Below are 24,577 nucleotides of genomic sequence, written 5' to 3' on the forward strand. Positions count from 1 at the left end.
ACCGTCGCCCCATGAGCACCGACCAGGACACCGCGGTCCGTCCCTTCCACCTCGCCGTCCCGCAGGCCGAACTCGACGAGCTGCGCCTGCGCATCGCCCGCACCCGCTGGCCCGACGAACTGCCGGGCGCCGGCTGGTCGTACGGGGTCGCCTCGCCCTACCTGCGCGAGCTGGCCGCGTACTGGGCGGACGGCTACGACTGGCGGGCGCACGAGGCGGAGCTCAATGAGCTGCCCCAGTTCACCACCACCGTCGACGGGCAGAACGTCCACTTCCTGCACGTCCGTTCACCCGAGCCGGACGCCACCCCGCTGCTCCTCACCCACGGCTGGCCGAGCACCGTGCACGACTTCACCGACGTCATCGGCCCGCTCACCGACCCCCGGGCGCACGGCGGGGACCGGGCCGACGCGTTCCACGTCGTCGCGCCCTCGCTGCCCGGCTTCGCCTACTCCGGCCCGACCACCGCGCCGGGCTGGGGCACCCGGCGGATCGCCGAGGCCTGGGCCGAACTGATGCGCCGGCTCGGCTACCGGCGGTACGGCGCGCAGGGCGGCGACTTCGGCGCCATCGTCTCGCCCGAACTCGGCCGGGTGGCACCGGACCGGGTCATCGGCGTCCACCTGAACGCGCCGCCGAACGCCTCCGCGCCGCTCGACCCGGCGGAACGCGAGCTGCTCTCCGCCGCCGAGCGCGCCCAGGCCGAGGCCAACCAGGCGTGGTGGTACGCGCATTCCGGCTACGCCACCCAGATGGGCACCCGTCCGCAGACCGTGGCCTACGCGCTCAACGACTCACCGGTGGGCCAACTGGCCTGGAACCTGGAGTGGTTCGTCGACCACGATCCGACCGCCACCCGCCAGGCCCTGCCCTCCCGGGACGCGGTGCTGACCGACGTCACCGCGCTCTGGGTCACCGGCACCGCCGGCTCGGCTGCCCGCCTCTACCGGGAGATCGCGGCCGACGGCTGGGGACGTCCGGCCCCCTCGGGCGTGCCGACGGCGGTGGCGAAGTTCCTCGGCGACCGGGCGATCCGCACCCTGGCGGAGCTGTCGAACAATGTCACCCGCTGGACCGAGTACGACACCGGCGGCCACTTCGCCTCGCTCCAGGCCCCGGAGCCGCTGGTCGCGGACATCCGGGCCTTCTTCCGCACCCTGCGCTGAGGCGCCGGCCCGCGTCGTCCCCGCGTCGTCCCCGCGTTGTCGGTGCGGCGGTCTAGCCTTCCGGCCATGAGCGTCCCCGAGGTCATCCCCATCGCCCACGAGCCCGGCTACCGCACCGACACCATCGGCCGCTACCGGGGCGGCCAGTTCTTCGCGTCCGTCGCCTACGCCGCCCCGGAGGGGAGCGCGTGGGGAGCGGGGGACGAGCGCTGCTTCGCCGTGCTGCACCGCTTCACGGCGGACGGTCGGCACCTCGGCTCCCGGATCGAGGCGGTGGCGGACGAGGACGGGGACGGGGCGGCTTCGGCCTTGCTGACGGGGTGGCTGGACGCCCTGCCGGAGCGGGAGTTCGGCGACATCGCCGTCGCGCCCTTCGCCGTGCACGTCGACGGCTGCCGCTTCGGCCTGGTCGTCGAGCGGCACGGCGAGGACGCGGAGGAGGACGACTGGGTCGAGCTCTACCCCGACCGCCTCGGCTTCCACGCCCCCTGGGACGGGCTGTACGACACCTGAGCGCCGAGGTCCGCGCCGCCGGGCGCGGCTCCGTCGGCCGTCAACCGTCGGCCGTCAACCGTCGGCCGTCAGTCCGCCACCACGGCGGCCCGGACGCAGAGGACGTCCGGCAGGTGGGAGACCAGCAGCGACCAGTTCTCGCCCGCGTCGTGGCTCGCGTAGACGTCGCCGGTCCGGTTGCCGAAGTAGACGCCGGCCGGGTCGGCGTCGTCGGTGCGCAGCGCGTCGCGCAGCACGATGCCGTAGTGGTCCTCGCCCGGCAGGCCCTCGGCGAGCGCCTGCCAGCTGTCGCCGGCGTCGGTCGTCCGGAACACCCGGCAGCGGCGGCCCGGCGGGATCCGGTCGTCGGCGCCGCCGAGCGGGAAGACGTACGCGGTGTCGGCGCGGCGCGGGTGGGCGGTGATGGCGAAGCCGAAGTTCGCGGGCAGGCCGTCCGCGATGGACCGCCAGCTCGTGCCCGCGTCGTCGCTGCGGTAGACGCCGCCGTGGTTCTGCAGGTAGAGGCGGTCGGGGTTGACGGCGTCCGGGGCGATCTTGTGCACGCACTGGCCGAACTCGGGGTACTGGTTCTCCTCCGGCAGGAACTCGGCGCGCAGACCGGCGTTGGACGGCTCCCAGCTGCCGCCGCCGTCCTTGCTGCGGTAGACGCCGCCGCTGGAGACGGCGACCAGCAGGCGCTCCGGGTCGCGCGGGTCGACCAGGATCGTGTGCAGGCCCTGGCCGCCGTAGCCAGCGCCCCACTCGGCGCGCTGCGGGTGGTTCCAGAGCGACTCGACCAGGCGGAAGGACTCGCCGCCGTCCTCGGAGCGGAACAGCGCGGCGGGCTCGGTGCCCGCGTAGACCACACCGGGGGCCTCGGGCCCGGCCGGCTGGAGCTGCCAGACCCGGGTGAGCGAGGCCCCGGTGTGCTCGGGGAAGCGGATCGCCGGGGTGGGCGGCTCGTACCAGCTCCCGCCGAGGTCGTCGGAGCGCCAGACCGACGGGCCCCAGTGGCTGCTGTCGGCGCCCACCAGCAGGCGGACCCGGCCGTTGTGACCGTCGCGGCGGCTGCGGCGGTCGATCGCGACGGAGTAGATCGCGTTCATCCGGAAGTGCGGCCTGCTGAACTCCCAGTTCAGCCGGTCACCACTGCGTCCGAGAAAGAGCCCCTTCTCGGTTCCGACGGCCAACAGCACCTCGGTCATAGCCACACACCACCCGGTCGGCGAAACGACCCCCGCCAGCCAGTGTCCCGCCGCTCGGCGGCTCCCACATCTCGCCGCGCCGGGCCCCGCCGTCACAGGCCCCGCTCCGCCGTGCTCAGCCCCGGCAGCCCTCCAGCAGCCGCAGCCACACCTCGCTGATCGTCGGATAGGCGGGCACCGCGTGCCAGAGCCGGTCGATCGGCACCTCGCCGACCACCGCGATCGTCGCCGAGTGCAGCAGTTCGGAGACGCCCGGCCCGACGAACGTCGCCCCCACCAGCACCTCCCGGTCCAGGTCGAAGACGACCCGGGCCCGGCCGCGGTAGTCGTCCCCGTAGAGCGAGGCGCCGGCGACCGCGCCGAGGTCGTGGTCGATCGACTTGACCCGCAGCCCGGCCCGCTCGGCGGCGTCCAGGGTCAGGCCGACGCTGGCGACCTCCGGTTGCGTGAACACGACCTGCGGCGCACCGGCGCTGTCGGCCGACGCGGCGTGCGCGCCCCAGCGTGCGGTGTCCAGCGGACGCCCCTGGGCGCGCGCGACGATCACCGCGCCGGTGATCCGCGCCTGGTACTTACCCTGGTGGGTGAGCAGCGCCCGGTGGTTGACGTCGCCGGCCGCGTACAGCCACTCGCCGTCGACGCCGAGCACGGCGCAGCTGTCGTCCACGTCGAGCCAGTCACCGGGGTGCAGGCCGACCTGTTCCAGGCCGACGTCCGCGGTGCGCGGGGCCCGGCCGGTGGCGTACAGCACCTCGTCGACGGTCAGCCGCGCGCCGTCGGCCAGCGTCAGCGTGACCTCGGAGCCGTCCGCGCCGTCCTCCTCCGCTGCCGCCCGCCGCTCCAGCGCCGTCACCTCGGTCCCGAACCGGAGGTCCACCCCGGCCGCCCGCAGACCGTCCGCGACCAGCTCGCCCGCGAACGGCTCCATCCGCGGCAGCAGCCCGCTGCCGCGCACCAGCAGCACGACCTCCGAACCGAGCGCCCGCCAGGCGGTGGCCAGTTCCACGCCGACCACGCCGCCGCCGACCACCGCCAGCCGCCCGGGCACGGCCTGCGCGCCGGTCGCCTCCCGGTTGGTCCACGGCCGCGCCTCGGCCAGCCCGGTCACGTCCTTCGGCAGCACCGGCCGGCTGCCGGTGCAGACCGCGACGGCGTGCCGGGCCCGGAGCAGCCGCTCGCTGCCGTCCTCCTGCTCGACGCTGACCAGCCGCTCACCGGCCAGCCGGCCGTGGCCGCGGACCAGGTCGATCCCGGTGTCCCGGAGCCACTTCACCTGGCCGTCGTCCCGCCAGTGCGAGGCGAACGAGTCCCGCCGCGCCAGCACCGCGGCCGCGTCCAGCGCCCCGCCGACCGCCTCCCGCGAACCGGCCACCGCGCGGGCGTCGGCCAGCGCGGCCACCGGGCGCAGCAGCGCCTTGCTCGGCATGCAGGCCCAGTACGAGCACTCGCCGCCGACCAGTTCGCCCTCCACGATCACCGTGCGCAGCCCGGCGGCGGCGGTCCGGTCGGCGACGTTCTCACCGGTCGGCCCGGCTCCGACCACGATGACGTCGTACTCCTCGGGGGCGGTGGAGTGGGGGGTGGTCATGCGGGGTCCTCCGTGATCTCGGTCGAACGCGTCGGTGCAGGTGGGGCGCCACGGCACCGAGCCCATCCTCCGCCGCCCCACCCACCCCCCGCAGCCGAACACGCGGACGAACCCCCACCCCACACAACTCCCACCACCCCCGCACGCCGCGCCCCCGGCGCCCCGTGCAGCAGGAATACCCCGTCGGCCCCGGCGGCGTCCTTCGGCTCGAACAGCTCGCGGAGGATCACCCTGACGAGCCGGAGTCAGGTGGTCGATCGTGATGGATCGAGAGCGGTGGCGGAGCGGTGTGGCCGGCGGGGAGGTCCCCGGTGAACATGAACTCCTCCAGGGCCGTCACGAGCGCGGCCCGGCTCCTGGTGGTCCAGGTGCCGAGAGGGGTGGGCTCGCGGGTTCTCCGCCCCTTCCGGCCGAATCCGGCGAGCCGGAGGAAGTCGACGCCGTAGGCCCCCTCGGGATCGCCCTCCGGCTCCCAGCGCGCGTCGAAGCAGAGCCCGTCGTGCACCCGGTGGCCACTCACCAGCGCGGAGCCGTAGAACCACTCGATGGTCTCCGGTGAAGGGTCCACGGCGTAGAGGCTGTTGATGTCGATCCGCCAGCCTGGTGCCACGCGCAGGGGCTGCAGCCCCTGCCAGACCTCGCTCATGCCGTCCGCCGTCCGTCCACCGTGATCGTCCCGTCCACGGGGACCACCCTCGCATGTAGGCCGACTTCGGGTTCATCTGCGGTTGTCGCGGGACCTCCGGTGCCTTGACTCCCCGCTCGAACGGATCGGCCGCCCGGACGCGATCTTCGGGCCCGGCCGCTCGTGCTCCGGGCCCGGCCGCCCCCGTTACGCGAGCTCCGCCAGCTCCGCCAACACCGCCGCCGTCTCGGCCGGGCGGGAGAACATCGGCCAGTGGCCGGTCGGGACCTCGCGCAGTTCCCACTCCGGGCCGCCGAGGGCGGCGAAGTACGGGTGCCCGGCGGCGATCATCGCGTGGACCTGGGCCAGCGGGATGGAGCACGACACCAGGCCCTTCGGCAGCTTCGCCGCGCCGTCGGTCAGCCGCACCGGCTCGGTGAACGTCCGGGCCGGCTGGTCGGTCGCCAGCTCGCGGAAGCGGGCGAGTCCGGCCTCGTCGATCCCGTCGACGCTGCTGCCGCCGGAGGCCAGCACGTCCCAGGCCGGCAGCGGCAGCCGCCAGCCGTCGACCAGCGAGGACTCCATCGCGGCGCGGTACTCGGGCTCCCACAGGTCGGCCAGCGCGACGCCGTCGGTGAGCGGGCCGGAGTCGACGAAGACCACCCGTCGGATCCGCTCCGGCACCCGGTCGGCGACGCCGGACACGGCGATCGTGCCGCCGCTGTGCGCGACCAGGATCACCTCCCGGAGGTCCTCGCGGACCAGCAGCTCGGCCAGATCGGCGATCTGGGCCTCGGCGCCGAGCTCCGGCGAGGCCTCGCCGGCCCGTTCGCCGAGCCCGGGCAGGGTCACCGCGTGCACGGTGTGTCCGGCCGCGCGCAGCGGTTCGGCGACCGCGTCCCAGGCCCAGCCGCCGAGCCAGAAACCGGGGACGAGTACGAAGGTGCTCATGATGGGAGGTCCTCTCCGGAAGTCACACAGTGCCGAAGCGCCCTGCGGTGCAGAGCCGTCGGCGGACCCGGTCGCCTGCCGACCCGGCTGCCCGCCGTCGTTCCCGACCCTAGGATCGAATGCGGACAGAACACGACCGGATTAATCCGCTCGTGGAACGCGACGGAACGGAACGGAAACGAGGTCACGGCCCGTGGAGCACCCGGAGTCCCTGGAGCACCCGGTCAGCCGCATCCTCGCGCTGCTGGAACTCCTCCAGGCCCGCCCCGGCCTCACCGGCCCCGAGCTGGCCGAGCGGCTGGACGTGGACGTCCGCACCGTGCGCCGGTACGCGGCCCGGCTGGTCGAACTCGGCATCCCCGTCCAGGCCGAGCGCGGCCGCTACGGCGGCTACCGGCTGATGCCCGGGTTCCGTCTGCCGCCGCTGATGCTCACCGGGGACGAGGCCGCGTCCGTGGTGCTCGGGCTGCTCGCCGGACGGCGGTCCGGGCTGTCGGTGGGCGAGCAGGCGGGCGAGTCGGCGCTCGCCAAGATCCGGCGGGTGCTGCCGCCGCAGCTGCGCGAGCAGGTCGCGGCGGTCGAGCAGACGGTCGGGCTGACCGGCGCGCCCGCCACCGGTCCGAGCCCGGCCGCCGACGCGCTGCTCGCGCTCGCCGAGGCGGTCCGCCGGCGCCGACAGGTCCGGCTCGACTACCGGGACCGCGCGGGCGTGCCCAGCGAGCGCGGGTTCGACCCGTACGGGCTGGTCTTCCACTCGGGCCGCTGGTACACCACCGGCCTGGACCACCGCAGCGGCGAGCAGCGGACGTTCCGGCTGGACCGGATCCGGGCCGTCCGGCCGGGCGGGACCGGCTTCGACGTGCCGGCGGACGTCGACCCGGTGCAGCGGGTGCTGGAGTCGCTCGCCTCGGTGCCGTGGACGCACGAGGTCGAGGTGGTGCTGACGACCACGCTCGCCGAGGCCCGCCACCGCATTCCGCCGACAGCCGGAACGGTCACCGCCACCGACGACGGGCGCGTCCTGCTCCGGGCCCGGGCCGAACGGCTGGACGGGATGGCGGTGATGCTGGCCGGCCTCGGCTGGCCGTTCACCGTCCGCCGCCCGGCCGAGCTGCGCGAGGAGGTCCGCGCCCTGGCCGCCCGCCTCACCGAGTGGAGCGGGACCTGAGCCAGAACGGCGGGAGCCCCGGAGCGGTGGACGCTCCGGGGCTCACGGGTCGGTCGGCCGGCCGGCAGACCGGACGGCCGGCAGACCGGACCGACGGCGGCGACCCGTCAGGCCTGCGGAGCGCTCGCCTGCTCCTCCGCCACCTTCCGCTTCACCTCGGCCATGTCCAGCTTCCGGGCCTGGTCGATCAGATCCTCGAACACCGGCTCGGGCAGCGCGCCCGCCTGCGAGAAGACGAGGACGCCCTCGCGGATGATCGCCAGCGTGGGGATCGACTGGATGCCGAAGGCCGAGGCCAGCTCCTGCTGCGCCTCGGTGTCCACCTTGGCGAACACCAGGTCCGGGTGGCGCTCGGCGGCCTTCTCGAACACCGGCGCGAACTGGCGGCACGGGCCGCACCAGCTCGCCCAGAAGTCGATGAAGACGAAGTCCTTGCCCTCCTGACCGGGGACGATGTCGTCGAAGTTCTCCTTGGTCAGCTCGACCGTGCTGCTCATCTCGCGATTCCTGCCCTTCCGGTGGTGGCGGTCAAGGTCATGTGCCCGCGACAACGGCTGCCGTCCCCGCGCTATTCCGCCGGCTTCCAGGTGCCGACATCCGTGCGCCGACATCCGTGCGCCGACCTTCCGTGCCCACATTCTGCGCCGTCCGGTGAACGGACGGGAGCCCGCGTCCGTACCGGAGGGTGTCCGGCACCGACGTGCTCACACACCCGACCGGGGAGCGGTCATCATGCGCAACACCAGTCGAAGGGGGCGTCTCGCGGTACTCGCCGCGTCCGGGGTGGCCGTGGCCGCCCTGGCGGCCGGCTGCGGATCGTCCGGATACGGCGGCTCGTCGACCCCGCCGTCCGCTTCGCCCGCGGCGCCCACCGCGCCGCTGACCCCGGGCATGCCGTCGCCGTCGTCGCCCGCCTCGCCCGCCTCGCCGGCGGCACCCGCCACCACCGCGACCCTGCGGACCGCCACCGACGCCCGGCTCGGCGCCATCGTCACCGACAGCGCCGGGTTCACCCTCTACCGCTTCGACCAGGACAGCGCCACGCCGCCCACCGCCACCTGCAACGGCGGCTGCGCCGCGATCTGGCCGCCGGTCCCGGCGGACGGGGCGGTCACCGTCAGCGGCATCGACGCCAAGCTGGTCGGCACCGTGACCCGGGCCGACGGCAGCAAGCAGCTCACCCTGGCCGGCTGGCCGCTCTACCGCTTCGCGCCCGACAAGAAGCCCGGCGACACCAAGGGCCAGGGCGTGGACGGCACCTGGTTCGCGGTGACCCCCGCGGGCGACCGGGCCGCCGCCACCGCGGGCAGTCCCGCCCCCGGCAGCCCCGCCCCCGGCGGCTCCGGCTACTGAGCCCGGGCCACGGTGGCTCTCGACCCGGAGCCACGGGTGCGCGAGCATGGCGTTGTGACCGAGGAGCCTCCCGGTGGCGGCCGCCCGGCCGTCCGGGGCGCGCCGGTTCCCGACGAGGAACTGATGCGCGCGCTCTACCGCGAGCACGCCGGGCCGCTGCTCGGCTTCGTCCTCCACCTGGTCGCCGGGGACCGCCAGCGCGCCGAGGACGTCGTGCAGGAGACGCTGCTCCGCGCCTGGCGCAACATCCACCGGCTGGACCCGGCGGTCGGCTCGCTGCGGCCCTGGCTGGCCACGGTCGCCCGGCGGATCGTCATCGACGGGCACCGCGCCGAACTCGCCCGGCCGCGCGAAGTGGACCCGGCGCCGCTGGAGTCGCTGCCGGCCGAGGACGAACTCGACCGGGCGCTGCGGATGATGACGGTCGCGGACGCGCTGGGGGAGCTCTCCCCGGCGCACCGGCAGGTGATCGTGGAGACCTACTTCAAGGGCCGTACGGCGGGCGAGGCGGCCGCCGAACTCGGCATCCCCGCGGGCACCGTGCGCTCGCGGGTGTACTACGCGCTGCGTGCGCTCAGGCTCGCGCTGGAGGAACGGGGAGTGACATCGTGACCACGTCCGAGCCCGATCCGGCGCACGCTCTGCACAACGACGTGGGTGCCTATGCCCTCGGCGTCCTGGACCCGGCCGAGCGCGCCGCCTTCGACGCCCACCTGGCCGCAGGCTGCCCGCGGTGCGCCGCCGAACTGGCCGAACTCGGGCCCGTCGAAACGCTGCTGGCGGAGTACGCGGCCACCGCCGACCCGGCCGACCCGGCGCCGCGGCCGGATCCGGTGCTGCTCGACCGGCTGGTGGGGGAGGTGCGGGCCGGGCGCCGACGCGGACGGGTCCGGCGGCTGGTGCTGGTCGCGGCGGCGGCCGTGCTGGCGTTCGCGGGCCCGGCCGTGACCGCCGCCGTGATCACCGCGGACTCCTCACCCGGCGTGGTCGCCACCGCGGCCGCCCGGCAGTTCACCGCGACGGACCCGACGACCGGGGCCCGCGCCGTCGTCGGCGTCGACGGTACGCCCTGGGGCAGCCGGGTCACCCTCGAACTCTCCGGCGTCCGAGGACCGCTGACCTGCGACCTGGTCGCGGTCTCCGGCAACGGAGGGCACCAGACGGTGACCACCTGGAGCGTCCCCGCCGCCGGCTACACCACGACCCCACTCCACACCACCGGCGGCACCGCCTACCCGCCCCCCACCATCGACCACTTCGAGATCCGCACCCTCGACACCGACACCCTCCTCATCACCATCCCCACCCACCCGTCCTGACCTCCCCCACACAGGAAGTCGACGGGCCCGACTTCCCACTCCGGCCGCCGCGCCGCCCACTGCCCGAGACCCTGATCCCCGGGCCGCCGCCCTCGCCGTTCCCCCGGCTGCGTAGGAAGTCGGCCGGTCCGACTTCCTACGCCGGGCGCCGCGCCGCGCGCTGCTCGGGAGCCTGATCCCCCGGGCCGCCGCACTCGCCGTGCCCCCGGCCGCACAGGAAGTCGGCCGGTCCGACTTCCCACTCCGTCGCGGCGGCGTCCGAGGCGTTGGTGGTCATCTCGCCTGCCTGCTGGCCCTGCCTGAGCGCGTGAGGCTGATCGGCGTCGGCTCTGCGCCCCTGGTCGCCGCGCACAGGAAGTCGGCCGATCCGACTTCCCATTCCGGTTGCCGTGCCGTGGGCTGGTCGGGAGTCTGATCGCCCCAGGCTGCCGCGCTTGTCGAGCCCCCGGCCGCGTAGGAAGTCGGCCGGCTCGACTGCCCACGCCGTCGCGGAGGTGCAGAGGTTGATGGTGGCCGGCTCGCTGGCGCACTGGGAGTCGGTGGAGCGGATCGGTGCTGGTTTTGCGGCCCTCTGCCCGCTGCGCGCGTTGCCCACGGGGCTGATCGTGCGAGGGGCCGCCGCGCTTGTCGTGCCCCCGGCCGCACAGGAAGTCGGCCGGTCCGACTTCCCACTCCGTCGCGGCGGCGTCCGAGGCGTTGGTGGTCATCTCGCCTGCCTGCTGGCCCTGCCTGAGCGCGTGAGGCTGATCGGCGTCGGCTCTGCGCCCCTGGTCGCCGCGCACAGGAAGTCGACCGATCCGACTTCCCATTCCGGTTGCCGTGCCGTGGGCTGGTCGGGAGTCTGATCGCCCCAGGCTGCCGCGCTTGTCGAGCCCCCGGCCGCGTAGGAAGTCGGCCGGCTCGACTGCCCACGCCGTCGCGGAGGTGCAGAGGTTGATGGTGGCCGGCTCGCTGGCGCACTGGGAATCGGTGGAGCGGATCGGTGCTGGTTTTGCGGCCCTCTGCCCGCTGTGCGCGTTGCCCATGGGGCTGATCGTGCGAGGGGCCGCCGCGCTTGTCGTGCTCCCGGTTGCATAGGAAGTCGGCCGGTCCGACTTCCTACTCCGTCGTGGCGGGGTCCGAGGTGATGGTGGTCATCGCACCTGCCTGTCGGCCCCGCCGCGAGCGCGCGGGGCTGAACGGTGTCGACTCTGCGGCCCGGATTGCCGCGCACAGGAAGTCGGCGGGTCCGACTTCCTACTCCGGCGGCCGCGCGGCGCGCTGGTCGGGAGTCTGATCGCCCCGGGCTGCCGCGCTTGTCGTGCCCCCGGCCGCGTAGGAGGTCGGCGGGCCCGACTTCCTACGCCGGGTGCCGCGCCGCGCGCTGCCCGGGAGCCTGATCCCTTGGGCCGCCGCATTCGCCGTGTTCCCAGCCGCACAGGAAGTCGGCGGGCCCGACTTCCTACGCCGGGTGCCGTGCTGCGGGCTGGTCGGGAGTCTGATCGCCCGGGCTGCCGCGCTTGTCGTGCTTCTGGCCGCGTAGGAAGTCGGCTGGTTCGACTTCCTACTCCGCTGTGGTGGTCGGCTCGCTTGGCGGATGTGTTGGGAGTGGGGGAGGCCGGTCGGTGGGTGTTGGCTGGGGCGTTCGACTTGTTCGCGCCGATCGTCATGCTCGCAGGGGGACGTGATGCTTCGGGCGGGACGCCCCCGTGGCGATGCGGGTGAGGGTGCGGGTGCAGAGGTGGGCGAAGAGGTGTTGGGCGAGGGGGAGGAGGGGGCCGGCGAGGTGGGCGTACCAGGCGCGGGGGCGGCTGAAGGCGTTCACGGTGAACCAGACCGCCTTGTCGGCGCCCATCTCCACGACGAACGTCTCCTCGCCGATTGCGAGGTGGCCCGGGCGGGTGCCGTAGGTGAATCCGTAGCGGTCGCCCGCCCCGTCGCCGCCGGTGCTCCACAGCACCCGGCACGGGGCGCCTGCCCGGAACGGGCCGAGGCCGATGGCGCAGTGCACGGCGACGCCCGGCGCGGCGCGGTCGGCTTCGGTGGTGATCCGGACGCCGGCGGCCCGGTGCATCCGCCAGTCGAGCAGGGCGGCACCGGCGGCGTCCAGGGCGGCGCGGCCGTGGCCGAGCAGGGCGCGGTGGCGGAGGTGGTTGTACCCGGCGGGCAGTGCGGCGCGCAGGTCCGTGCTGGCGCCGATCTCCGGGTAGTCGAGGTCGTACGAGTCGCAAGGGGGGTGCGAGGGAAGCGGCGGGGTGGCGGCGGTCATCGGGGGTTCTCCTGGGGGATCGGGGCGAGGCGGCGCCAGGCGAGCAGCGAGCAGAGGGCGAAGCCGAGGGCGTTGCCGACGCCGTGGGTGGCGGCCATCCAGCCGAGGGTGGGGTGGGGGAGCCCGGACGCCTCGCCGAGGGCCCACCAGAGGGCGAGCAGCATGGTGGCGGCGAGGACGGCGGCCGAGACGCCGAGCAGCGCGGGCGTGGTCCGGTCCCGACAATCCGCGCCGCCCCGGGTGCGCAGGTCGCGCCAGGTGAGCAGGCCGACCAGCCACATGCCGGTGGTGAGGACGGCCGCGCCGGCGAGTTCGGCCCAGTCGTCGACGAAGTAGCCGGCCAGCACGAGCAGCGTTCCGGCGGGCACGCTGAGCGCGGCCCACCGGGCGGCGCGGCTGTCGGGGACGGCGCGGCAGACCAGTCCGGCGACCAGGGCGGCGGTGAACCCGGCGTAGTGGAAGTGCGGGACGGTGAGGGCCAGGATGTCGAGGTCGAAGCCGAACAGCTCGTGCCCGGAGCGTTCCGCGACCAGCGCGAGCCCGGCCACCGAGGGGGTGGCCAGTGCGGTGAGCACGGCGATCTCGGCCGGGGCGAGCGAGCGGGTGCGGGCGAGCCGGAGCGGGGCGTGGGCGGCGATGGCGAGGGTGCCGAGCGCGTACAGGGTGGCGCTGCCGGTGGCGAGCGCGCCGCGCGGCAGCCACAGGGAGAGCGCGCCGGGGACGGCGGCCAGCGGCCAGAGTCGGCGCAGCCGGGCCAGGCCGGGCTCGTCGATCAGGGCGAGGCCGAGCGGGATGACCGCGCCCATGCCGAGCAGGACCAGCAGGTCGACCAGTTCGGTGGTGCCCCGTCCCATACCGGCCCCAGCTCCTTTGAACGTGTTCAAGTCGATGTCGGGGGCGACTCTACGCGCGGGATTGAACGCGTTCAAGTTGCCCCTGACGGCCGCCGCGGCGCCCTGCTCTGGTGTTCATCGGGGGTGCGGCGCACCCTGGAGGAGGAAGAGGCGTAACCGGACGAGACCGGATGAGACCGAGCAAGAACGGACGAGGCCGGACGAGACCGGACGAGAAGCGACCGCCGGAGGTGATCCGCCATGCAGACTCTTGTCGGTTGGCACATCGAGATGGAGTTCCGCGAGGAGGGCTCGCGGACCTTCGCCGCCGCCCTGCTGCGGCTGAGCGACGGATCGGAGGTGCGCGCGCACGGCTCCAGCACCCGTCACCCGTCCGACCCGGAACAGCTGCGGGTCGGCGAGGAGATCTCGGCCGCGCGGGCGCTCAACGACCTCGCCTCGCAGCTGCTCACCAAGGCCCACGGCGAGATCCAGGACGTCAGCCCGGTCCCGACCCACCCGCTGTCGTGACGCAGTCGCACCCCGCCGCCGGACCGGGCGCCCACCGGTCGCGCATCCCGCTGATCTGCCCACGCTGCGGGCGGGAACAGCGGGTGGTGCCGGGCGGTCCGGGCCGCGCGGTGAAGGTGGTGCACGTCGGCACCGGCCGGGAGGCCTGCGAGCCGGGCGACCTGGCCCGCGCCCCGGACAACGGCGCCGCCTGACGCGCCGGGCTGGGCGGAACGGTCGGGTGACCCGTCCGCCCGGCCCGGGAGCGCCGGGAGCGCCAGGTGCGCCAGGTGCGCCAGGCGCGCCGTACGCGTGCGCCGCGTCAGTTCGGGCAGTACGTGGTGGGCACCGGCCACTCCGGACCGATCAGCCGCTGCTCCAGCTCGTTGAGCGTGATCCGGATGCCGACCGTCCCGGCCAGCCCGAGCCGCATCCGGCTGCGGGCCAGCGCGACGAACGCCGGCAGGCCGTACTTGTTGATCAGCGACGCGCGGTACTGGGCGGTGGCGTCGGCGTCGCAGACGGCGGCGCGGGCGGGGAGTTGACGTCCCGTCGGGCGTCCGTGCGCGTCGCACGGGCCGACCAGGACCTTGGGGTGGCGGCGGATCCGTTCGGCCGCGCCCGAGTGCGCGGGCGTCCAGATGCCGAGGGCGGTGCCGTCGGCGATCACCCAGCTCTGCGAGCGGACCTGGCGGCCGTCGTCGCCGAAGGTGGTGAGCAGGAGGTATCTGCTGTCGGCGAGCTGGTCGGTACGGTCGTGCACGGTGTCCTCCCTCTCCGGTGGGGGCGGGTGGTCGTGGACGGCGGGGGCCGCGTGGAGCCGGTCGGTTCGCCGTACGGCCCACGGGACAGCCTGGCACGGGCGCGGTCAAGCGTCCCGGCCGGGTGGGCCACTCCATTGTCGGCCACGAGGGCGTCCGGCGGCGCCTGTTGACCGTGCGGCCGCCCGCCGACGCACCGGGAAATCCCACCCGAACGGCGCACCCGGTCCCGGTCCCCGGCCCCGGAAGCGGCCCCGGAAACGGCGAGCGGCCCGCCCGGTGTCGTCGAAGACACCGGACGGGCCGCATCAGCACCGTCACGCACACCGTGCGCGCACGAGGTCAGTGCACCAGGTCAGTGCACCGGATCAGTGCACCAGCACCGGAACATCGTTGGCGTCCGCCGCACCGGCGCCCGCACCCTCGCCCGCACCGCCGCCGGCGTCGGGGCGCCCGGCGTTGATCAGGACGAAGGCGATCGCGGCGGCCAGCACCAGGATCCCGAACGACCACCAGATCGCGGTGGAGAAGCCGTGCACCATGCCCCCGAACTGCACCGCCTTCGCGGCCGCCGGGTTGGTCGCCTCGCCCGCGTGGGCCACCAGCCAGGTGGTGGTGGCGCTGGCCGCGATGGTGTTCAGCAGCGCGGTGCCGATGGCGCCGCCGACCTGCTGCGAGGTGTTGACCATGGCGGACGCGACACCCGCGTCACGCGGCTGGACGCCGTGCGTGGCCAGGCTCATCGCCGGCATGAACGCGGTGCCCATGCCGAGGCCCATCAGGACCAGGCCGGGCAGGATCAGCGCCGGGTAGGAGCTGTCCAGGTCGATCTGGGTGAGGATCAGCATGCCGAGCGAGGCGACCAGGAAGCCGGGCGCCATCAGGTAGCGCGCCGGGACCCGGGTCATCAGCCGGGCGCCGATCTGGGTGGAGCCGGTGATCATGCCCGCCACCATCGGCAGGAAGGCCACGCCGGTCAGGACCGGGCTGTAGTCGAGCACGATCTGCAGGTAGTAGGTCAGGAACAGGAAGAGACCGAACATGCCGATCACGGCCAGGCCCAGCGACAGGTAGACCCCGCCGCGGTTGCGGTCCAGCACGACGCGCAGCGGCAGCAGCGGCGCCTTGACCTTCTGCTCGACCACGACGAACGCGGCCAGCAGCACGGCGGCGGCGACGAACAGGCCGATCGTCATACCGGAGGACCAGCCGTCCGACTCGGCCCGGGTGAAGCCGTAGACCAGCGCGACCAGGCCGGTGGTCACCAGGATGACGCCGGGGACGTCGAGGCGGTTGCGGTTGCGGCCCTCGGCGGGCTCGCGGATCACCATGACCGCGCCGATCGCGGCGACCACGGCGAACGGGATGTTGACGAAGAAGGTCCAGCGCCAGTTCATGTACTCGGTGAGCAGACCGCCGAGGATCAGGCCGATCGCGCCGCCACCGCCGGCGATCGCGCCGTAGATGCCGAACGCCTTGGCGCGCTCCTTGGCCTCGGTGAACATCACCGCGAGCAGCGAGAGCGCGGCCGGGGCGAGCAGCGCGCCGAAGACGCCCTGGAGGGCGCGGGCGCCGAGCAGCATCGCGGTGTTGGCGGCGGCGCCGCCCAGCGCGGAGGCCAGCGCGAAGCCGGTCAGGCCGACGACGAAGGTGCGCTTGCGTCCCCACAGGTCGGCCACCCGGCCGCCGAAGAGCAGCAGACCGCCGAAGGCCAGCGCGTACGCGGTGATCACCCACTGGCGGTTGCCGTCGGTGATGCCCAGGTCCTGCTGGGCGGAGGGCAGCGCGATGTTCACGATGGTGGCGTCGAGCACGACCATCAGCTGCGCGAGGCCGATGAATATCAGGGCTTTCCAGCGCCTCGGATCGGGCTGGACGGCGGGCAGGGCGTCGGTTTTTGGCATGGGAGTACTCACTTCACGGTGCGAGGTCTGTGCGGAACGGGTGCGTCAGGGCATGGAACGGTGCGTGCGGAGCAAACGGAACAAGCAAACGGAGAAGCAAACGGAAGAAGCAAACGGAATGAACGGAGCGAACGGGCGCGCGGACGCGACGGCGGTCACGCGGCCACTACGGATCAGTGCTCGCTGTGGAAGTCCTCGAAGGTCGCGGCCCGGCCGGGCAGGGTGGAAGGGGCGGGCGCCCGCATGCCGTCCAGGAACAGCTGCAGGTGCCGGTGGACGAACTCCTCCAGGACGTGGCAGGAGGTGCCCGGCAGTGGGCGGGTGAGCTGGCTCATCGCGATGAACAGGTCACCGTGGGCGACGTCCGGGCGGACCTCGCCGGCCGACTTCGCCCGGTCGAGCAGTCCGCTGACCACGGCCAGCAGGCGCTCGCGCGCCTCGACCAGCTCGGGGTCGTGCAGGTCGACCCGGTTGGTGAGCATCGGGCAGAGCGCGCCGACCTTCTCGTCGACGGTCTCGTGCGCGAACCGCTGGAGGGCGTCGAACGGGCCGGTGGCCTCGGCGGCCGCCCGCTCGGCGATCGCCACGATGCGGTTCTTGACGAGCAGCGCCACCTCGCGGATCAGGGCCGCCCGGGTGGGGAAGTTCCGGTAGAGCGTAGCGTTTCCGACGCCCGCCCGCTTGGCGATTTCGTCCAGCGGCGCGTCCGCGCCGTGCTCGACGAACGCGTCGCGGGCCGCCATGACGATCCGCTCACGGTTGCGGCTCGCGTCCGCACGCAGTCTGGGCGTGCGGACCGGGCCCGCGGCGCGGGTCGGCTGGGCGGCGGCGGTGCTCACGGTCGGCTCCTTCCGGGTTCCGGGGAGTCGTTCCCCGCTTAGTCCTACGAAGGCTAAACGGGGAGTCCCTCCCCGGAAATTTCGCATCCGGATGTGACCTACGTCACATCCGGATGCGGGGGAGCCGCGGGTCTCAGGCCCGGACCGGCCGGCGGAGCGGGATCTCGAAGTGGACGGTGGACACGCCGGGGCCGTGCTCGCCGGTCGGCCGCGCGTCGTAGACCTCGTCGGCGAGGCTGCGCCAGAACGCCTCGGCGCCGGGAACGGCGGTGTTGGTGTGCAGGTAGAGCCGCCGGTAGCCGCCCTCCGCGGCGGCGAAGTCGCAGGCCCGGCGGACCAGCTCGCGGGCCAGCCCGTGCCGCCGGTGCTCCGCCCGGACGTACACCCGGACGAGCTGCGCGGTGGTGCCGGACGGGTAGCGCTCGGCGACCTCGCGCGGGTGCGGCGGATGTGCCGGTCCGGTGGAGTGCAGGGCGGTGGTGGCGACCACCTCGCCGTCGTGCACGGCGACCAGCAGGGCGTGCCGGGGGTGCTCCAGGTAGTGCCCCTGGAGGTCGACGACGTCGCCGTGCCAGTCGGGCACGTAGCCGTAGCCGAACTCGCGGTAGAACGTGTCGAGGATCAGCCGGCGCGCGCCGGGCACGTCCTGGGGCAGCGCATGGCGGACGGCATAAGGGAAGTGACGATCCATCAGATCTCTCCGGCGGGCGGATGCTCGGTAGGCCGATGGTCAGCGTACATGAAAACCACTTTCATCTGACTCGCCGACGGAAGTGGGTTCCGGCGTGTTGAAAATGAAAACGAATCCCGTTACGGTCCTGCCAGGCTGCCGTATCCGCCGCCGAATTCGTGGTCGTGTCCGTGCCGTGTCCGTGCTGTGTCCGTCGTATCCGCCGTGTCCGCCGTGTCCGTCGAGAGGGAGAACCGTGGCGCATCTGCTGGTGATCGAGAGCTGGGTCGGCTCCATGAGCAGGCTGCTGCCACGCGCGCTGGGGGAGGGCGGGCACCGCTTCACCTTCCTCACCCGCGACCTGCACCACTACCTGCGCGCCGCCCCCGCCGACGGCCCGCACCCGCTGCTCGCCGCCGAGAACATCCTCACCGTCGACACCAACGACCCGGCCGCGCTGCTCCCCTACGCCGAACGGCTGCACGGGCTGCTCGGCTTCGACGGCGTGCTCTCCTCCTGCGACTACTACCTCCCGCGGGTCGCCGAGGTGGCCCACCGGCTCGGCCTGCCGGGGCCACGGCCGGAGGCGGTCGCCGCCGCCTGCCGCAAGGACCTCACCCGCCGCGCGCTCGCCGAGGCCGGCGTCCCCGGGCCCGCGTACGCGCTCTGCGCCGACCGCGAGCAGGCCTGCGCCGCCGCCAAGGCGATCGGCTATCCGCTGGTCGTCAAGCCGGTCGACCTGTGCGCCGGGATGTTCGTCCGGGAGGTCGTCGACGAGACCGAACTCCTGGTGGCCATGCGGGCGTTGGAGGCCTTCCCGGTCAACGCGCGCGGCCAGCGTCGGGAGCCGGCGGTGCTCCTGGAGGAGCTGCTCACCGGCCCCGAGGTCAGCGTCGAGACGGTCACCGCCGACGGCGTCGCGCACGTCGTCGGGATCACCGACAAGAGCATCGGCGGCGCGCCGGCGTTCGTCGAGACCGGCCACATGTTCCCCGCCGCGCTGGAGCCCGCCGAGGCCGCGGCCGCCGCGGACACGGCGGTCGCCGCGCTGGCCGCGCTCGGGCTGGAGCAGGTCGTCGCGCACACCGAGATCAAGCTCACCCCCGCCGGGCCCCGGGTGATCGAGGTCAACCCGCGACCGGCCGGGAACCGGATCACCGAGCTGGTCCGGCGGGTCACCGGGGTCGACCTGGCGGCCGCCGCCGTCGACGTGGCCCTCGGCCGGCGGCCCGACCTGGCTGTTCACCCGACCGGTGTCGCCAGCGCCGCGATCGCCTTCCTCGTCCCCGGGGGCGGGCAGGCCGGGCTGCTGCACGGCTTCGACGGCGAGGAGGACGTCCGGCGCGACCCGGCGGTGGTCGAGCTCGCGCTCGCCGGGCCCGGCCGCGAGGTGCGGCCCGCCACCAGCAACAACGAGTACCTGGGGCACGTGATGACCGCCGACACCGGCGGCGCCGGGGCGCGCCGCGCGGCCGAGCGGCTGCTCGCCGGGATCACCCCCCGCTACGCGGCCGCCGACCGGTCGGCCGAACCCGCGGCGGTGCCCGCATGAGCGCCCCCACCCTGAGCAGCACCCACGGCCTGAGCAGCGCCGCCACCCTGAGCGTCCCCGGCACGCTCGACCTGATCACCGGGCGGGCCCGTACGGGGGCGTACGGGCCCGACCCGGCCACCCGGCGGATCGCGCTCGCCTTCACCACCGCCCAGGCCGTCCGGCACAGCGGCCGCGCCCAGGGCTACCGCAACGAGGTGCTCAGCCTGCGGCTCGGCGCCGCCGTCGGCTCCTGTGCGGTCGAGCCCGGCGAGCTCCCCGCCGACACCGTCACCGAATGCGTCGGCGCCACCGTCGCCGAACTGCTCCGCCACCCGCTCACCGCCGTCCGGGTCGCCGCGCTGGACGCCTACCTCGGCGACTGCCGCCCGCACGGTCCGACCCACGGCGCCCGGCGGTTCGGCCTGCCGGCCGGCTCCTCGCTGACCAAGTCCCGCACCCGGGCGGCCGCCGTGGTCCGGCTGCTGCCGCTCGCCGAGGTCCGCCGGGTGCTGGTCGTCGGCGTCGTCAACTCCCTCCTGGAACAGCTCCGTTCGCACGGCGTCGGCTACCTCCCCTGCGACCTCAAGGGCGGCACCACCGAGTGGGACGAGCCCGTGCACACCGACGCGCTCGCCCTCCTCGACGACTGCGACGCGATCCTCGCCTCCGGCATGACCCTCGGCAACGGCACCCTGGACCCGCTGCTCGCCCACGCCCGCGCCACCGGCAAACCGCTGGTGCTGTTCGCCCAGACCGGCAGCGCCGTGCTGCCGCGGCTGCTCGGCGACGGGGTCACCGCCGTCAGCGCCGAGCCCTACCCCTTCTTCTGGCTCGACGGCGGCCCCACCGTCCTGCACCTCTACGGGGGTGCGGCGCGGTGACGGCCCTGCTCGACACCGGTGCGGCGCTGGGCAATCCGGACCTGCTGCCGCTGCTCGGCCGCACCCCGCTGGCCCGGATCAGCACCCCGCTGCCGCACCCGCACCCCGGATTCTGGGCCAAGCTGGAGGGGCTGAGCGCCGGAGGCATGAAGGCCCGCTCGGCCGTCGCGATGCTGCGCGGCGCCCACGCGCGCGGCGAACTGCGGCCCGGGGCAACGGTGGTGGAGTCCACCTCGGGCACCATGGGGGTCGGCCTGGCCTTCGCCGGGCAGGCCCTCGGCCACCCCGTCGTCCTGGTCGGCGACAGCGAACTCGAACCGTCCATGCGGCAGTTGCTGCGCGCGTACGGCGCCCGGCTGGAGCTGGTCGAGCAGCCGGCCCGGCACGGCGGCTGGCAGGCCGCCCGGCTCGGCCGGCTGCGCGAACTGCTCGACCGGCTGCCCGACGCCTACTGGCCCGACCAGTACAACAACCCCGACAACGCGGCCGGTTACCGCGCGATGGCGCAGGAGATGACCGCCGAACTCGACCACCTCGACGTCCTGGTCTGCAGCGTCGGGACCGGCGGCCACAGTGCCGGACTCGCCGAGGCGCTGCGCCGCCGCTGGCCCCGGCTGCGGATCATCGGCGTGGACTCGGTCGGCTCGACCATCTTCGGCCAGCCCGCCCGGCCCCGGCTGATGCGCGGCCTGGGCAGCTCCATCCACCCCCGCAACGTCGCCCACCAGGCCTTCGACGAGGTGCACTGGGTCGGCCCGGCGGAGGCGGTCGACGCCTGCCGGCGGCTGGCCCGGGGCGCCTTCGTCAGCGGAGGCTGGTCCACCGGCGCGGTCGCCTTGGTCGCCGCCTGGGCCGCCCGGGTCCACCCCGGCGCCGCCGTCGCCACCGTCTTCCCGGACGGCCCGCACCGCTACCTCGGCACGGTGTACGACGACGCCTTCTGCCGCCGGCACGGTCTGGACGCCGACCGGGCGGCGCCGCGTCCGATCGAGATCCCGCACCCGGCGGCGGTCGAGGTCACCGGCTGGGCCCGATGTCGCACCGGCGGCGTGCCCGCCGCATCCACCCCCACCCCCACCCGCGCCGAGGAGGGCCGATGAGGCTCGACGTCCGCACCGTACGGCTTCGGCTCGCCGAGCCCCTGCGGATCTCCCGCTCGGTGACCACCGCCCGCGACGCCGTCCAACTCTCTCTCGGCCACGGCGGGTTGACCGGCCACGGCGAGGCGGTCAGCAGCGTCTACCTGGGCCTGCCGACCGACCGGATCCGGCTCGCGCTGGACGTGCTGCGGCCCGCGCTGGAGCGCTACCCCGACCCGGAGCAGGCGCTCGCCGACCTCCGCTCCGCCACGGAGACGACGTCAGCCGCGCCCGCGTTCGCGGAGCTGCCGGCCGGCGTGCTGGCCGCCGTCGAGGCCGCGCTGCTCGACCTGGTCGGCAAGCGGGCCGGCGAACCCGTCCACCGGCTGCTCGGCCGTGCCGAACCGGTCGCCGTCGCCACCGCCCGCACCATCGGCATCGAACCGCCCGCCCGCGCCGCCGTCCAGGCCGCCCGGCTCGCCGACGCCGGGTTCACCGTGCTCAAGATCAAGGCCGGCGCCGCCGACCCGGGCCTCGACCTGGCCCGGGTGCAGGCCGTCCGGGAGGCCGCCCCGACGGCCCGGCTGCTGCTCGACCCCAACGGCGCCTGGACCCCCGAGCAGGCCCTTCGGCTGCTGCCCGCCTTCGCCGCCACCGGGGTCGAGGCCGTCGAACAGCCGATCACCCCCGGCCGCCCCGACGAGCTCGCCGCCGTCGCCGAACGCTCGCCGATCCCGGTGATCGCCGACGAGGACGCGGTGACCTACGAGGACGCCCGGCGGCTCGCCGGGCGGGTCCACGGGGTCAACCTCAAGCTCGCCAAGTGCGGCGGCGTGCACCAGGCGCTGCGGATCGAGGAGGCGCTGCGCGGCAGCGGCACCGAGCTGATGTTCGGCTGCCTGGCGGCCAGTTCGCTCGGCATCGCGCCCGCCGTCCACCTCGCCGACCGGGCCCGCTGGATCGACCTCGACGGGCACCTGCTGCTCGCCCACGACCCCTGGCGGGGCATCGGCGGCGCCGACGGCACCGTCCGCACCCCGGACCGGGCCGGTCTCGGCGTCCTGCCCGCACCCGAACCGGCCGTGCCAGCAGCCCCGGCTGTACCGGGAGCCGCCGCGCCCGTGCCCGCGCCGCACGCCCCGCCGCTCGTCGAAGCCCGTCCGGCGGCCGGCCGGTGACGATACTGCGCGCCGTACGGTCCTTCCCGCTGCCCGTACGGCTCCTGCTGGTCAACCAGCTCGGCGTGAACACCGGCTTCTACCTGCTCATCCCGTACCTGGCCGGCCACCTCGGCCACGACCTCGGCCTCTCCGCGCTCGCCGTCGGCACCGTGCTCGGCCTGCGCAACCTCAGCCAGCAGGGCCTGTTCATCCTCGGCGGTTCGGCCGCCGACCGGCTCGGCGCGCGCCGCGTCATCATCGCCGGGTGCGCGCTGCGCAGCCTCGGCTTCGGGCTGTTCGCGCTCGGCGACACGCTCGGCATCCTGCTCGCCGCCTCGGCGCTCAGCGGGCTGGCCGGGGCGCTGTTCAACCCGGCCGTGCGCACCTACGTCGCCCACGAGGCCGCCGACCGCAAGGCCGAGGCGTTCGCGCTGTTCTCCACCTTCGCCACCACCGGGGCGCTCGCCGGGCCGCTGCTCGGCACCGTCCTGCTGCTGGTCGACTTCCGGGTCGCCGCGCTCACCGCCGCCGGCATCTTCGCCGTGCTGACCGTCGCCCAGGCGCTCGCCCTGCCCGAACGCCCCGCCCCGCCGCCGACCAACGGCGTGCTGGCCGACTGGCGCGAGGTCGCCGGGGACCGCCGGTTCCTGGCCTTCTCGCTGGCCATGGTCGGCCTGTTCGGGATGGAGAGCCAGCTCTACCTGCTGCTGCCGGACGCCGCCCGCCGCGCCACCGGCTGGGAGGGCGCCGTCAGCCTGGTCTTCCTGACCAGCACGCTGGCCAACCTGACGCTGCAACTCCGCATCACCACCCGCCTCCAGCGGCACGGACCGGGCAGCCGCTGGATCCCGATCGGCCTCGCCGTCGCCGCCGCCGGCTTCCTGCTGCCGCTCGCCGCCCCCGGCCTGCCCGGCGTCCTCGGCGGCGTGCTGCTGCTCCAACTCGGTCTGATGACCGCCCAGCCGTTCGTCCTCGCGCTGATCCCCGCCTTCGGCCGCGACGGCCTCACCGGCACCTACTACGGCCTGTACTACGTGGTGTCCGGCTTCGCCGCCGCCCTCGGCAACACCCTGGTCGGCCGGGCCATGGACAGCGCCGCCACCGCGCCCTGGCTGCTCTGCGCCGCCCTCGGCCTCGGCTCCGCCACCGCCCTCGCCCGGCTGCACCGCACCGGGCGGCTCCCCGTCCCCGCCCGCCCGCTCTCCCAGTGACGCCCGATGACCAGTGAGGCCCGATGACCCCGCCAGGCGCCCCCGCCGACCTCGCCGCCCCCGCCGACCCTGCCACCCCCGCAGAGCCCGCCGCCCCCGCCACCCCTCCCGTCCCCACCGACCAGCGGAACCTGCTCACCGACCACCCGGAGCTCTACGAACTCCGCTTCCCCGACCCCGAGTCCACCGCCGCCCGGTGGGCCGACGCGGTGCTCCGCCGGTACGGGGCCGGGCCCGCCGTCCTCGACCTCGGCTGCGGCACCGGCCGCGACGCCGCCTGGCTGCAGCACGCCGCCGGGCGGACCGTGACCGGCCTGGACAGCTCGGCGGCGATGATCGAGCACGCCCGCGCCCACCACCCCGGACCCGCCTACCACCTCGCTGACATGCGGACTTTCGCGCTACCCGAACGGTTCGACGCCGTCCTCTGCCTGGACAGCGCACTGCTCTACTGCCACACTGACGCGGACCTCGACGCCCTGTTCGACCGGCTCCGCCACCACCTGCGCCCCGGCGGCCTGCTGGTCGCCGAGCTCCGCAACGGCGCCTTCTTCCTCGGCCGCACCGAACTCCTCGACGCCCCAAGGACCGACACCGTCACCCGCGACGGCGTCACCCACACCTCGCACACCGTGCTGCGGATCGACCGCGCCGCCCAACTGCTGCGCCGCACCCGGCGCTGGACCAGCGACGACGGCGCCCCGCCGGTCGAACAGCAGTCCGCCTGGCGCCTGCTCTTCCCCCAGGAGCTGCGCCACCTGCTCGCCCACCACGGCTTCACCACCCTCGCCCTCTACGACCGGCCGGGCCCGCGCACCGAACCGCCGTGGACCGACGACACCCCCGCCGTCGACCCCGCCGAAACCGCCGACGGCGACCGCCTGCACCTGGTCGCCCGGCTCGACTCCCGTGCCAGAAAGAGAAGTTGACGCCCGATGCCGCACCCGCTCAGCCGCCGCACCCTGCTCGCCGCCACCGCCGCGACCGTCCCCGCCCTCACCCTGTCCACCGCCTGCTCCGCGAACGGCTCCGGCCCCGCCGCCGACGCCGCCCCGGCCGCCGCGCCGGGGGGTGGCGGCG

The 24,577-nt window shown here is 74.7% G+C and carries 27 protein-coding genes; 15 read left to right on the plus strand and 12 right to left on the minus strand.

Annotated elements, in window-relative coordinates:
* The first annotated feature begins 11 nt into the window (after positions 1-11).
* A complete protein-coding gene (locus AB0N76_RS22935) occupies positions 12-1,166 on the plus strand; it encodes an epoxide hydrolase family protein (RefSeq protein ID WP_363559706.1) in 1,155 nt (384 codons plus the stop codon).
* 66 nt (positions 1,167-1,232) lie between these two features.
* Positions 1,233-1,679 (plus strand): hypothetical protein, encoded by a 447-nt coding sequence (locus tag AB0N76_RS22940; RefSeq protein WP_363559708.1) that lies wholly within the window; start codon positions 1,233-1,235, stop codon positions 1,677-1,679.
* 68 nt (positions 1,680-1,747) lie between these two features.
* On the opposite strand, the gene AB0N76_RS22945 is transcribed toward AB0N76_RS22940, so the two are convergent.
* The 4 genes from AB0N76_RS22945 to AB0N76_RS22960 all read right to left on the minus strand — a co-directional run bounded on the left by AB0N76_RS22945 (position 1,748) and on the right by AB0N76_RS22960 (position 6,027).
* Positions 1,748-2,863, minus strand: a complete 1,116-nt coding sequence (locus AB0N76_RS22945) for an exo-alpha-sialidase (protein WP_363559710.1) — start codon at positions 2,861-2,863, stop codon at positions 1,748-1,750.
* Positions 2,864-2,978: 115 nt separating this feature from the next.
* A complete protein-coding gene (locus AB0N76_RS22950; RefSeq protein WP_363559712.1) occupies positions 2,979-4,451 on the minus strand; it encodes an NAD(P)/FAD-dependent oxidoreductase in 1,473 nt (490 codons plus the stop codon).
* Between the two features lie 226 nt (positions 4,452-4,677).
* Positions 4,678-5,097, minus strand: a complete 420-nt coding sequence (locus AB0N76_RS22955; RefSeq protein WP_363559714.1) for a hypothetical protein — start codon at positions 5,095-5,097, stop codon at positions 4,678-4,680.
* A gap of 186 nt (positions 5,098-5,283) precedes the next feature.
* On the minus strand, positions 5,284-6,027 hold the full coding sequence (locus AB0N76_RS22960; protein ID WP_363559716.1) for an alpha/beta hydrolase: 744 nt from the start codon (positions 6,025-6,027) through the stop codon (positions 5,284-5,286).
* A gap of 193 nt (positions 6,028-6,220) precedes the next feature.
* Here AB0N76_RS22960 and AB0N76_RS22965 point away from each other — a divergent pair, with 193 nt between their 5' ends.
* The gene (locus tag AB0N76_RS22965) at positions 6,221-7,195 is read left to right on the plus strand and encodes a YafY family protein (protein WP_363559718.1); all 975 of its coding nucleotides are present in this window, start codon (positions 6,221-6,223) and stop codon (positions 7,193-7,195) included.
* Positions 7,196-7,302: 107 nt separating this feature from the next.
* Here AB0N76_RS22965 and AB0N76_RS22970 read toward each other — a convergent pair whose 3' ends face one another.
* Positions 7,303-7,833, minus strand: coding sequence for a thioredoxin domain-containing protein (locus tag AB0N76_RS22970; RefSeq protein ID WP_363559720.1), 531 nt, complete (start codon positions 7,831-7,833; stop codon positions 7,303-7,305).
* A gap of 94 nt (positions 7,834-7,927) precedes the next feature.
* On the opposite strand from AB0N76_RS22970, the gene AB0N76_RS22975 reads away from it, so the two are divergent.
* From AB0N76_RS22975 to AB0N76_RS22985, 3 genes are read left to right on the plus strand one after another with little or no spacing between them, the layout of a single operon-like run.
* The gene (locus AB0N76_RS22975; protein WP_363559722.1) at positions 7,928-8,548 is read left to right on the plus strand and encodes a hypothetical protein; all 621 of its coding nucleotides are present in this window, start codon (positions 7,928-7,930) and stop codon (positions 8,546-8,548) included.
* 54 nt (positions 8,549-8,602) lie between these two features.
* A complete protein-coding gene (locus AB0N76_RS22980) occupies positions 8,603-9,160 on the plus strand; it encodes a sigma-70 family RNA polymerase sigma factor (protein ID WP_363559724.1) in 558 nt (185 codons plus the stop codon).
* The gene (locus AB0N76_RS22985; protein WP_363559726.1) at positions 9,157-9,867 is read left to right on the plus strand and encodes a zf-HC2 domain-containing protein; all 711 of its coding nucleotides are present in this window, start codon (positions 9,157-9,159) and stop codon (positions 9,865-9,867) included. Before AB0N76_RS22980 ends, AB0N76_RS22985 begins: the two co-directional genes overlap by 4 nt.
* Positions 9,868-10,003: 136 nt before the next feature.
* Here AB0N76_RS22985 and AB0N76_RS22990 read toward each other — a convergent pair whose 3' ends face one another.
* On the minus strand, positions 10,004-10,144 hold the full coding sequence (locus AB0N76_RS22990) for a hypothetical protein (protein ID WP_363559728.1): 141 nt from the start codon (positions 10,142-10,144) through the stop codon (positions 10,004-10,006).
* Between the two features lie 229 nt (positions 10,145-10,373).
* On the opposite strand from AB0N76_RS22990, the gene AB0N76_RS22995 reads away from it, so the two are divergent.
* Entirely contained in the window at positions 10,374-10,712 is a 339-nt protein-coding gene (locus AB0N76_RS22995) for a hypothetical protein (protein WP_363559730.1), read from the plus strand.
* Between the two features lie 800 nt (positions 10,713-11,512).
* On the opposite strand, the gene AB0N76_RS23000 is transcribed toward AB0N76_RS22995, so the two are convergent.
* Positions 11,513-12,115 (minus strand): DUF1990 domain-containing protein, encoded by a 603-nt coding sequence (locus AB0N76_RS23000; RefSeq protein WP_363559732.1) that lies wholly within the window; start codon positions 12,113-12,115, stop codon positions 11,513-11,515.
* Complete coding sequence (locus AB0N76_RS23005) at positions 12,112-12,969, minus strand: YndJ family protein (protein ID WP_363559734.1); 858 nt, start codon at positions 12,967-12,969, stop codon at positions 12,112-12,114. Before AB0N76_RS23005 ends, AB0N76_RS23000 begins: the two co-directional genes overlap by 4 nt.
* Positions 12,970-13,209: 240 nt before the next feature.
* Here AB0N76_RS23005 and AB0N76_RS23010 point away from each other — a divergent pair, with 240 nt between their 5' ends.
* Entirely contained in the window at positions 13,210-13,479 is a 270-nt protein-coding gene (locus tag AB0N76_RS23010) for a DUF1876 domain-containing protein (protein ID WP_363559736.1), read from the plus strand.
* Positions 13,476-13,673: a hypothetical protein gene (locus AB0N76_RS23015; RefSeq protein WP_363559738.1), complete on the plus strand. Its 198-nt coding sequence runs from the start codon at positions 13,476-13,478 to the stop codon at positions 13,671-13,673. The genes AB0N76_RS23010 and AB0N76_RS23015 overlap by 4 nt, the downstream gene beginning before the upstream one ends.
* A 107-nt stretch (positions 13,674-13,780) precedes the next feature.
* On the opposite strand, the gene AB0N76_RS23020 is transcribed toward AB0N76_RS23015, so the two are convergent.
* The 4 genes from AB0N76_RS23020 to AB0N76_RS23035 all read right to left on the minus strand — a co-directional run bounded on the left by AB0N76_RS23020 (position 13,781) and on the right by AB0N76_RS23035 (position 17,653).
* Positions 13,781-14,221, minus strand: a complete 441-nt coding sequence (locus tag AB0N76_RS23020) for a PPOX class F420-dependent oxidoreductase (protein ID WP_363559740.1) — start codon at positions 14,219-14,221, stop codon at positions 13,781-13,783.
* 366 nt (positions 14,222-14,587) lie between these two features.
* A complete protein-coding gene (locus AB0N76_RS23025; RefSeq protein ID WP_363559742.1) occupies positions 14,588-16,123 on the minus strand; it encodes an MFS transporter in 1,536 nt (511 codons plus the stop codon).
* A gap of 173 nt (positions 16,124-16,296) precedes the next feature.
* Positions 16,297-16,962, minus strand: a complete 666-nt coding sequence (locus AB0N76_RS23030; RefSeq protein ID WP_363559744.1) for a TetR/AcrR family transcriptional regulator — start codon at positions 16,960-16,962, stop codon at positions 16,297-16,299.
* 133 nt (positions 16,963-17,095) lie between these two features.
* Complete coding sequence (locus tag AB0N76_RS23035) at positions 17,096-17,653, minus strand: GNAT family N-acetyltransferase (RefSeq protein WP_363559746.1); 558 nt, start codon at positions 17,651-17,653, stop codon at positions 17,096-17,098.
* Between the two features lie 235 nt (positions 17,654-17,888).
* Between AB0N76_RS23035 and AB0N76_RS23040 the strand changes: the two genes are divergently transcribed.
* Genes AB0N76_RS23040 through AB0N76_RS23065 form a run of 6 tightly spaced genes read left to right on the plus strand, consistent with a single transcriptional unit; the run spans position 17,889 to position 24,426 of the window.
* On the plus strand, positions 17,889-19,184 hold the full coding sequence (locus AB0N76_RS23040; RefSeq protein ID WP_363559748.1) for an ATP-grasp domain-containing protein: 1,296 nt from the start codon (positions 17,889-17,891) through the stop codon (positions 19,182-19,184).
* Positions 19,181-20,047, plus strand: a complete 867-nt coding sequence (locus AB0N76_RS23045; protein WP_363559750.1) for a DUF364 domain-containing protein — start codon at positions 19,181-19,183, stop codon at positions 20,045-20,047. The genes AB0N76_RS23040 and AB0N76_RS23045 overlap by 4 nt, the downstream gene beginning before the upstream one ends.
* Positions 20,044-21,147 (plus strand): pyridoxal-phosphate dependent enzyme, encoded by a 1,104-nt coding sequence (locus tag AB0N76_RS23050; RefSeq protein ID WP_363559752.1) that lies wholly within the window; start codon positions 20,044-20,046, stop codon positions 21,145-21,147. Before AB0N76_RS23045 ends, AB0N76_RS23050 begins: the two co-directional genes overlap by 4 nt.
* Positions 21,144-22,304 (plus strand): dipeptide epimerase, encoded by a 1,161-nt coding sequence (locus AB0N76_RS23055; protein WP_363559754.1) that lies wholly within the window; start codon positions 21,144-21,146, stop codon positions 22,302-22,304. Before AB0N76_RS23050 ends, AB0N76_RS23055 begins: the two co-directional genes overlap by 4 nt.
* Positions 22,301-23,497 carry an MFS transporter gene (locus tag AB0N76_RS23060; RefSeq protein ID WP_363559756.1) on the plus strand — a complete coding sequence of 399 codons (1,197 nt, stop codon included), beginning with the start codon at positions 22,301-22,303 and terminating at the stop codon, positions 23,495-23,497. The genes AB0N76_RS23055 and AB0N76_RS23060 overlap by 4 nt, the downstream gene beginning before the upstream one ends.
* 23 nt (positions 23,498-23,520) lie before the next feature.
* On the plus strand, positions 23,521-24,426 hold the full coding sequence (locus AB0N76_RS23065) for a class I SAM-dependent methyltransferase (RefSeq protein WP_363559758.1): 906 nt from the start codon (positions 23,521-23,523) through the stop codon (positions 24,424-24,426).
* The last annotated feature ends 151 nt before the right edge of the window (positions 24,427-24,577 follow it).

Origin of the sequence: Kitasatospora sp. NPDC093806 (assembly GCF_040683335.1) — a bacterium.
GTDB lineage: Bacteria > Actinomycetota > Actinomycetes > Streptomycetales > Streptomycetaceae > Kitasatospora.

Bases quoted from the DNA above. Each gene is read 5' to 3' on its own strand.
- AB0N76_RS22960 (WP_363559716.1), bottom strand. From the start codon at position 6,027: ATGAGCACCTTCGTACTCGTCCCCGGTTTCTGGCTCGGCGGCTGGGCC.
- AB0N76_RS22945 (WP_363559710.1), bottom strand. From the start codon at position 2,863: ATGACCGAGGTGCTGTTGGCCGTCGGAACCGAGAAGGGGCTCTTTCTC.
- AB0N76_RS23025 (WP_363559742.1), bottom strand. From the start codon at position 16,123: ATGCCAAAAACCGACGCCCTGCCCGCCGTCCAGCCCGATCCGAGGCGC.
- AB0N76_RS23045 (WP_363559750.1), top strand. From the start codon at position 19,181: ATGAGCGCCCCCACCCTGAGCAGCACCCACGGCCTGAGCAGCGCCGCC.
- AB0N76_RS23005 (WP_363559734.1), bottom strand. From the start codon at position 12,969: ATGGGACGGGGCACCACCGAACTGGTCGACCTGCTGGTCCTGCTCGGC.
- AB0N76_RS22940 (WP_363559708.1), top strand. From the start codon at position 1,233: ATGAGCGTCCCCGAGGTCATCCCCATCGCCCACGAGCCCGGCTACCGC.
- AB0N76_RS22975 (WP_363559722.1), top strand. From the start codon at position 7,928: ATGCGCAACACCAGTCGAAGGGGGCGTCTCGCGGTACTCGCCGCGTCC.
- AB0N76_RS22990 (WP_363559728.1), bottom strand. From the start codon at position 10,144: ATGACCACCAACGCCTCGGACGCCGCCGCGACGGAGTGGGAAGTCGGA.
- AB0N76_RS23010 (WP_363559736.1), top strand. From the start codon at position 13,210: ATGCAGACTCTTGTCGGTTGGCACATCGAGATGGAGTTCCGCGAGGAG.
- AB0N76_RS22955 (WP_363559714.1), bottom strand. From the start codon at position 5,097: ATGAGCGAGGTCTGGCAGGGGCTGCAGCCCCTGCGCGTGGCACCAGGC.
- AB0N76_RS23055 (WP_363559754.1), top strand. From the start codon at position 21,144: ATGAGGCTCGACGTCCGCACCGTACGGCTTCGGCTCGCCGAGCCCCTG.
- AB0N76_RS23065 (WP_363559758.1), top strand. From the start codon at position 23,521: ATGACCCCGCCAGGCGCCCCCGCCGACCTCGCCGCCCCCGCCGACCCT.
- AB0N76_RS22935 (WP_363559706.1), top strand. From the start codon at position 12: ATGAGCACCGACCAGGACACCGCGGTCCGTCCCTTCCACCTCGCCGTC.
- AB0N76_RS22970 (WP_363559720.1), bottom strand. From the start codon at position 7,833: ATGTGGGCACGGAAGGTCGGCGCACGGATGTCGGCGCACGGATGTCGG.
- AB0N76_RS22995 (WP_363559730.1), top strand. From the start codon at position 10,374: ATGGTGGCCGGCTCGCTGGCGCACTGGGAGTCGGTGGAGCGGATCGGT.
- AB0N76_RS23000 (WP_363559732.1), bottom strand. From the start codon at position 12,115: ATGACCGCCGCCACCCCGCCGCTTCCCTCGCACCCCCCTTGCGACTCG.
- AB0N76_RS22950 (WP_363559712.1), bottom strand. From the start codon at position 4,451: ATGACCACCCCCCACTCCACCGCCCCCGAGGAGTACGACGTCATCGTG.
- AB0N76_RS23035 (WP_363559746.1), bottom strand. From the start codon at position 17,653: ATGGATCGTCACTTCCCTTATGCCGTCCGCCATGCGCTGCCCCAGGAC.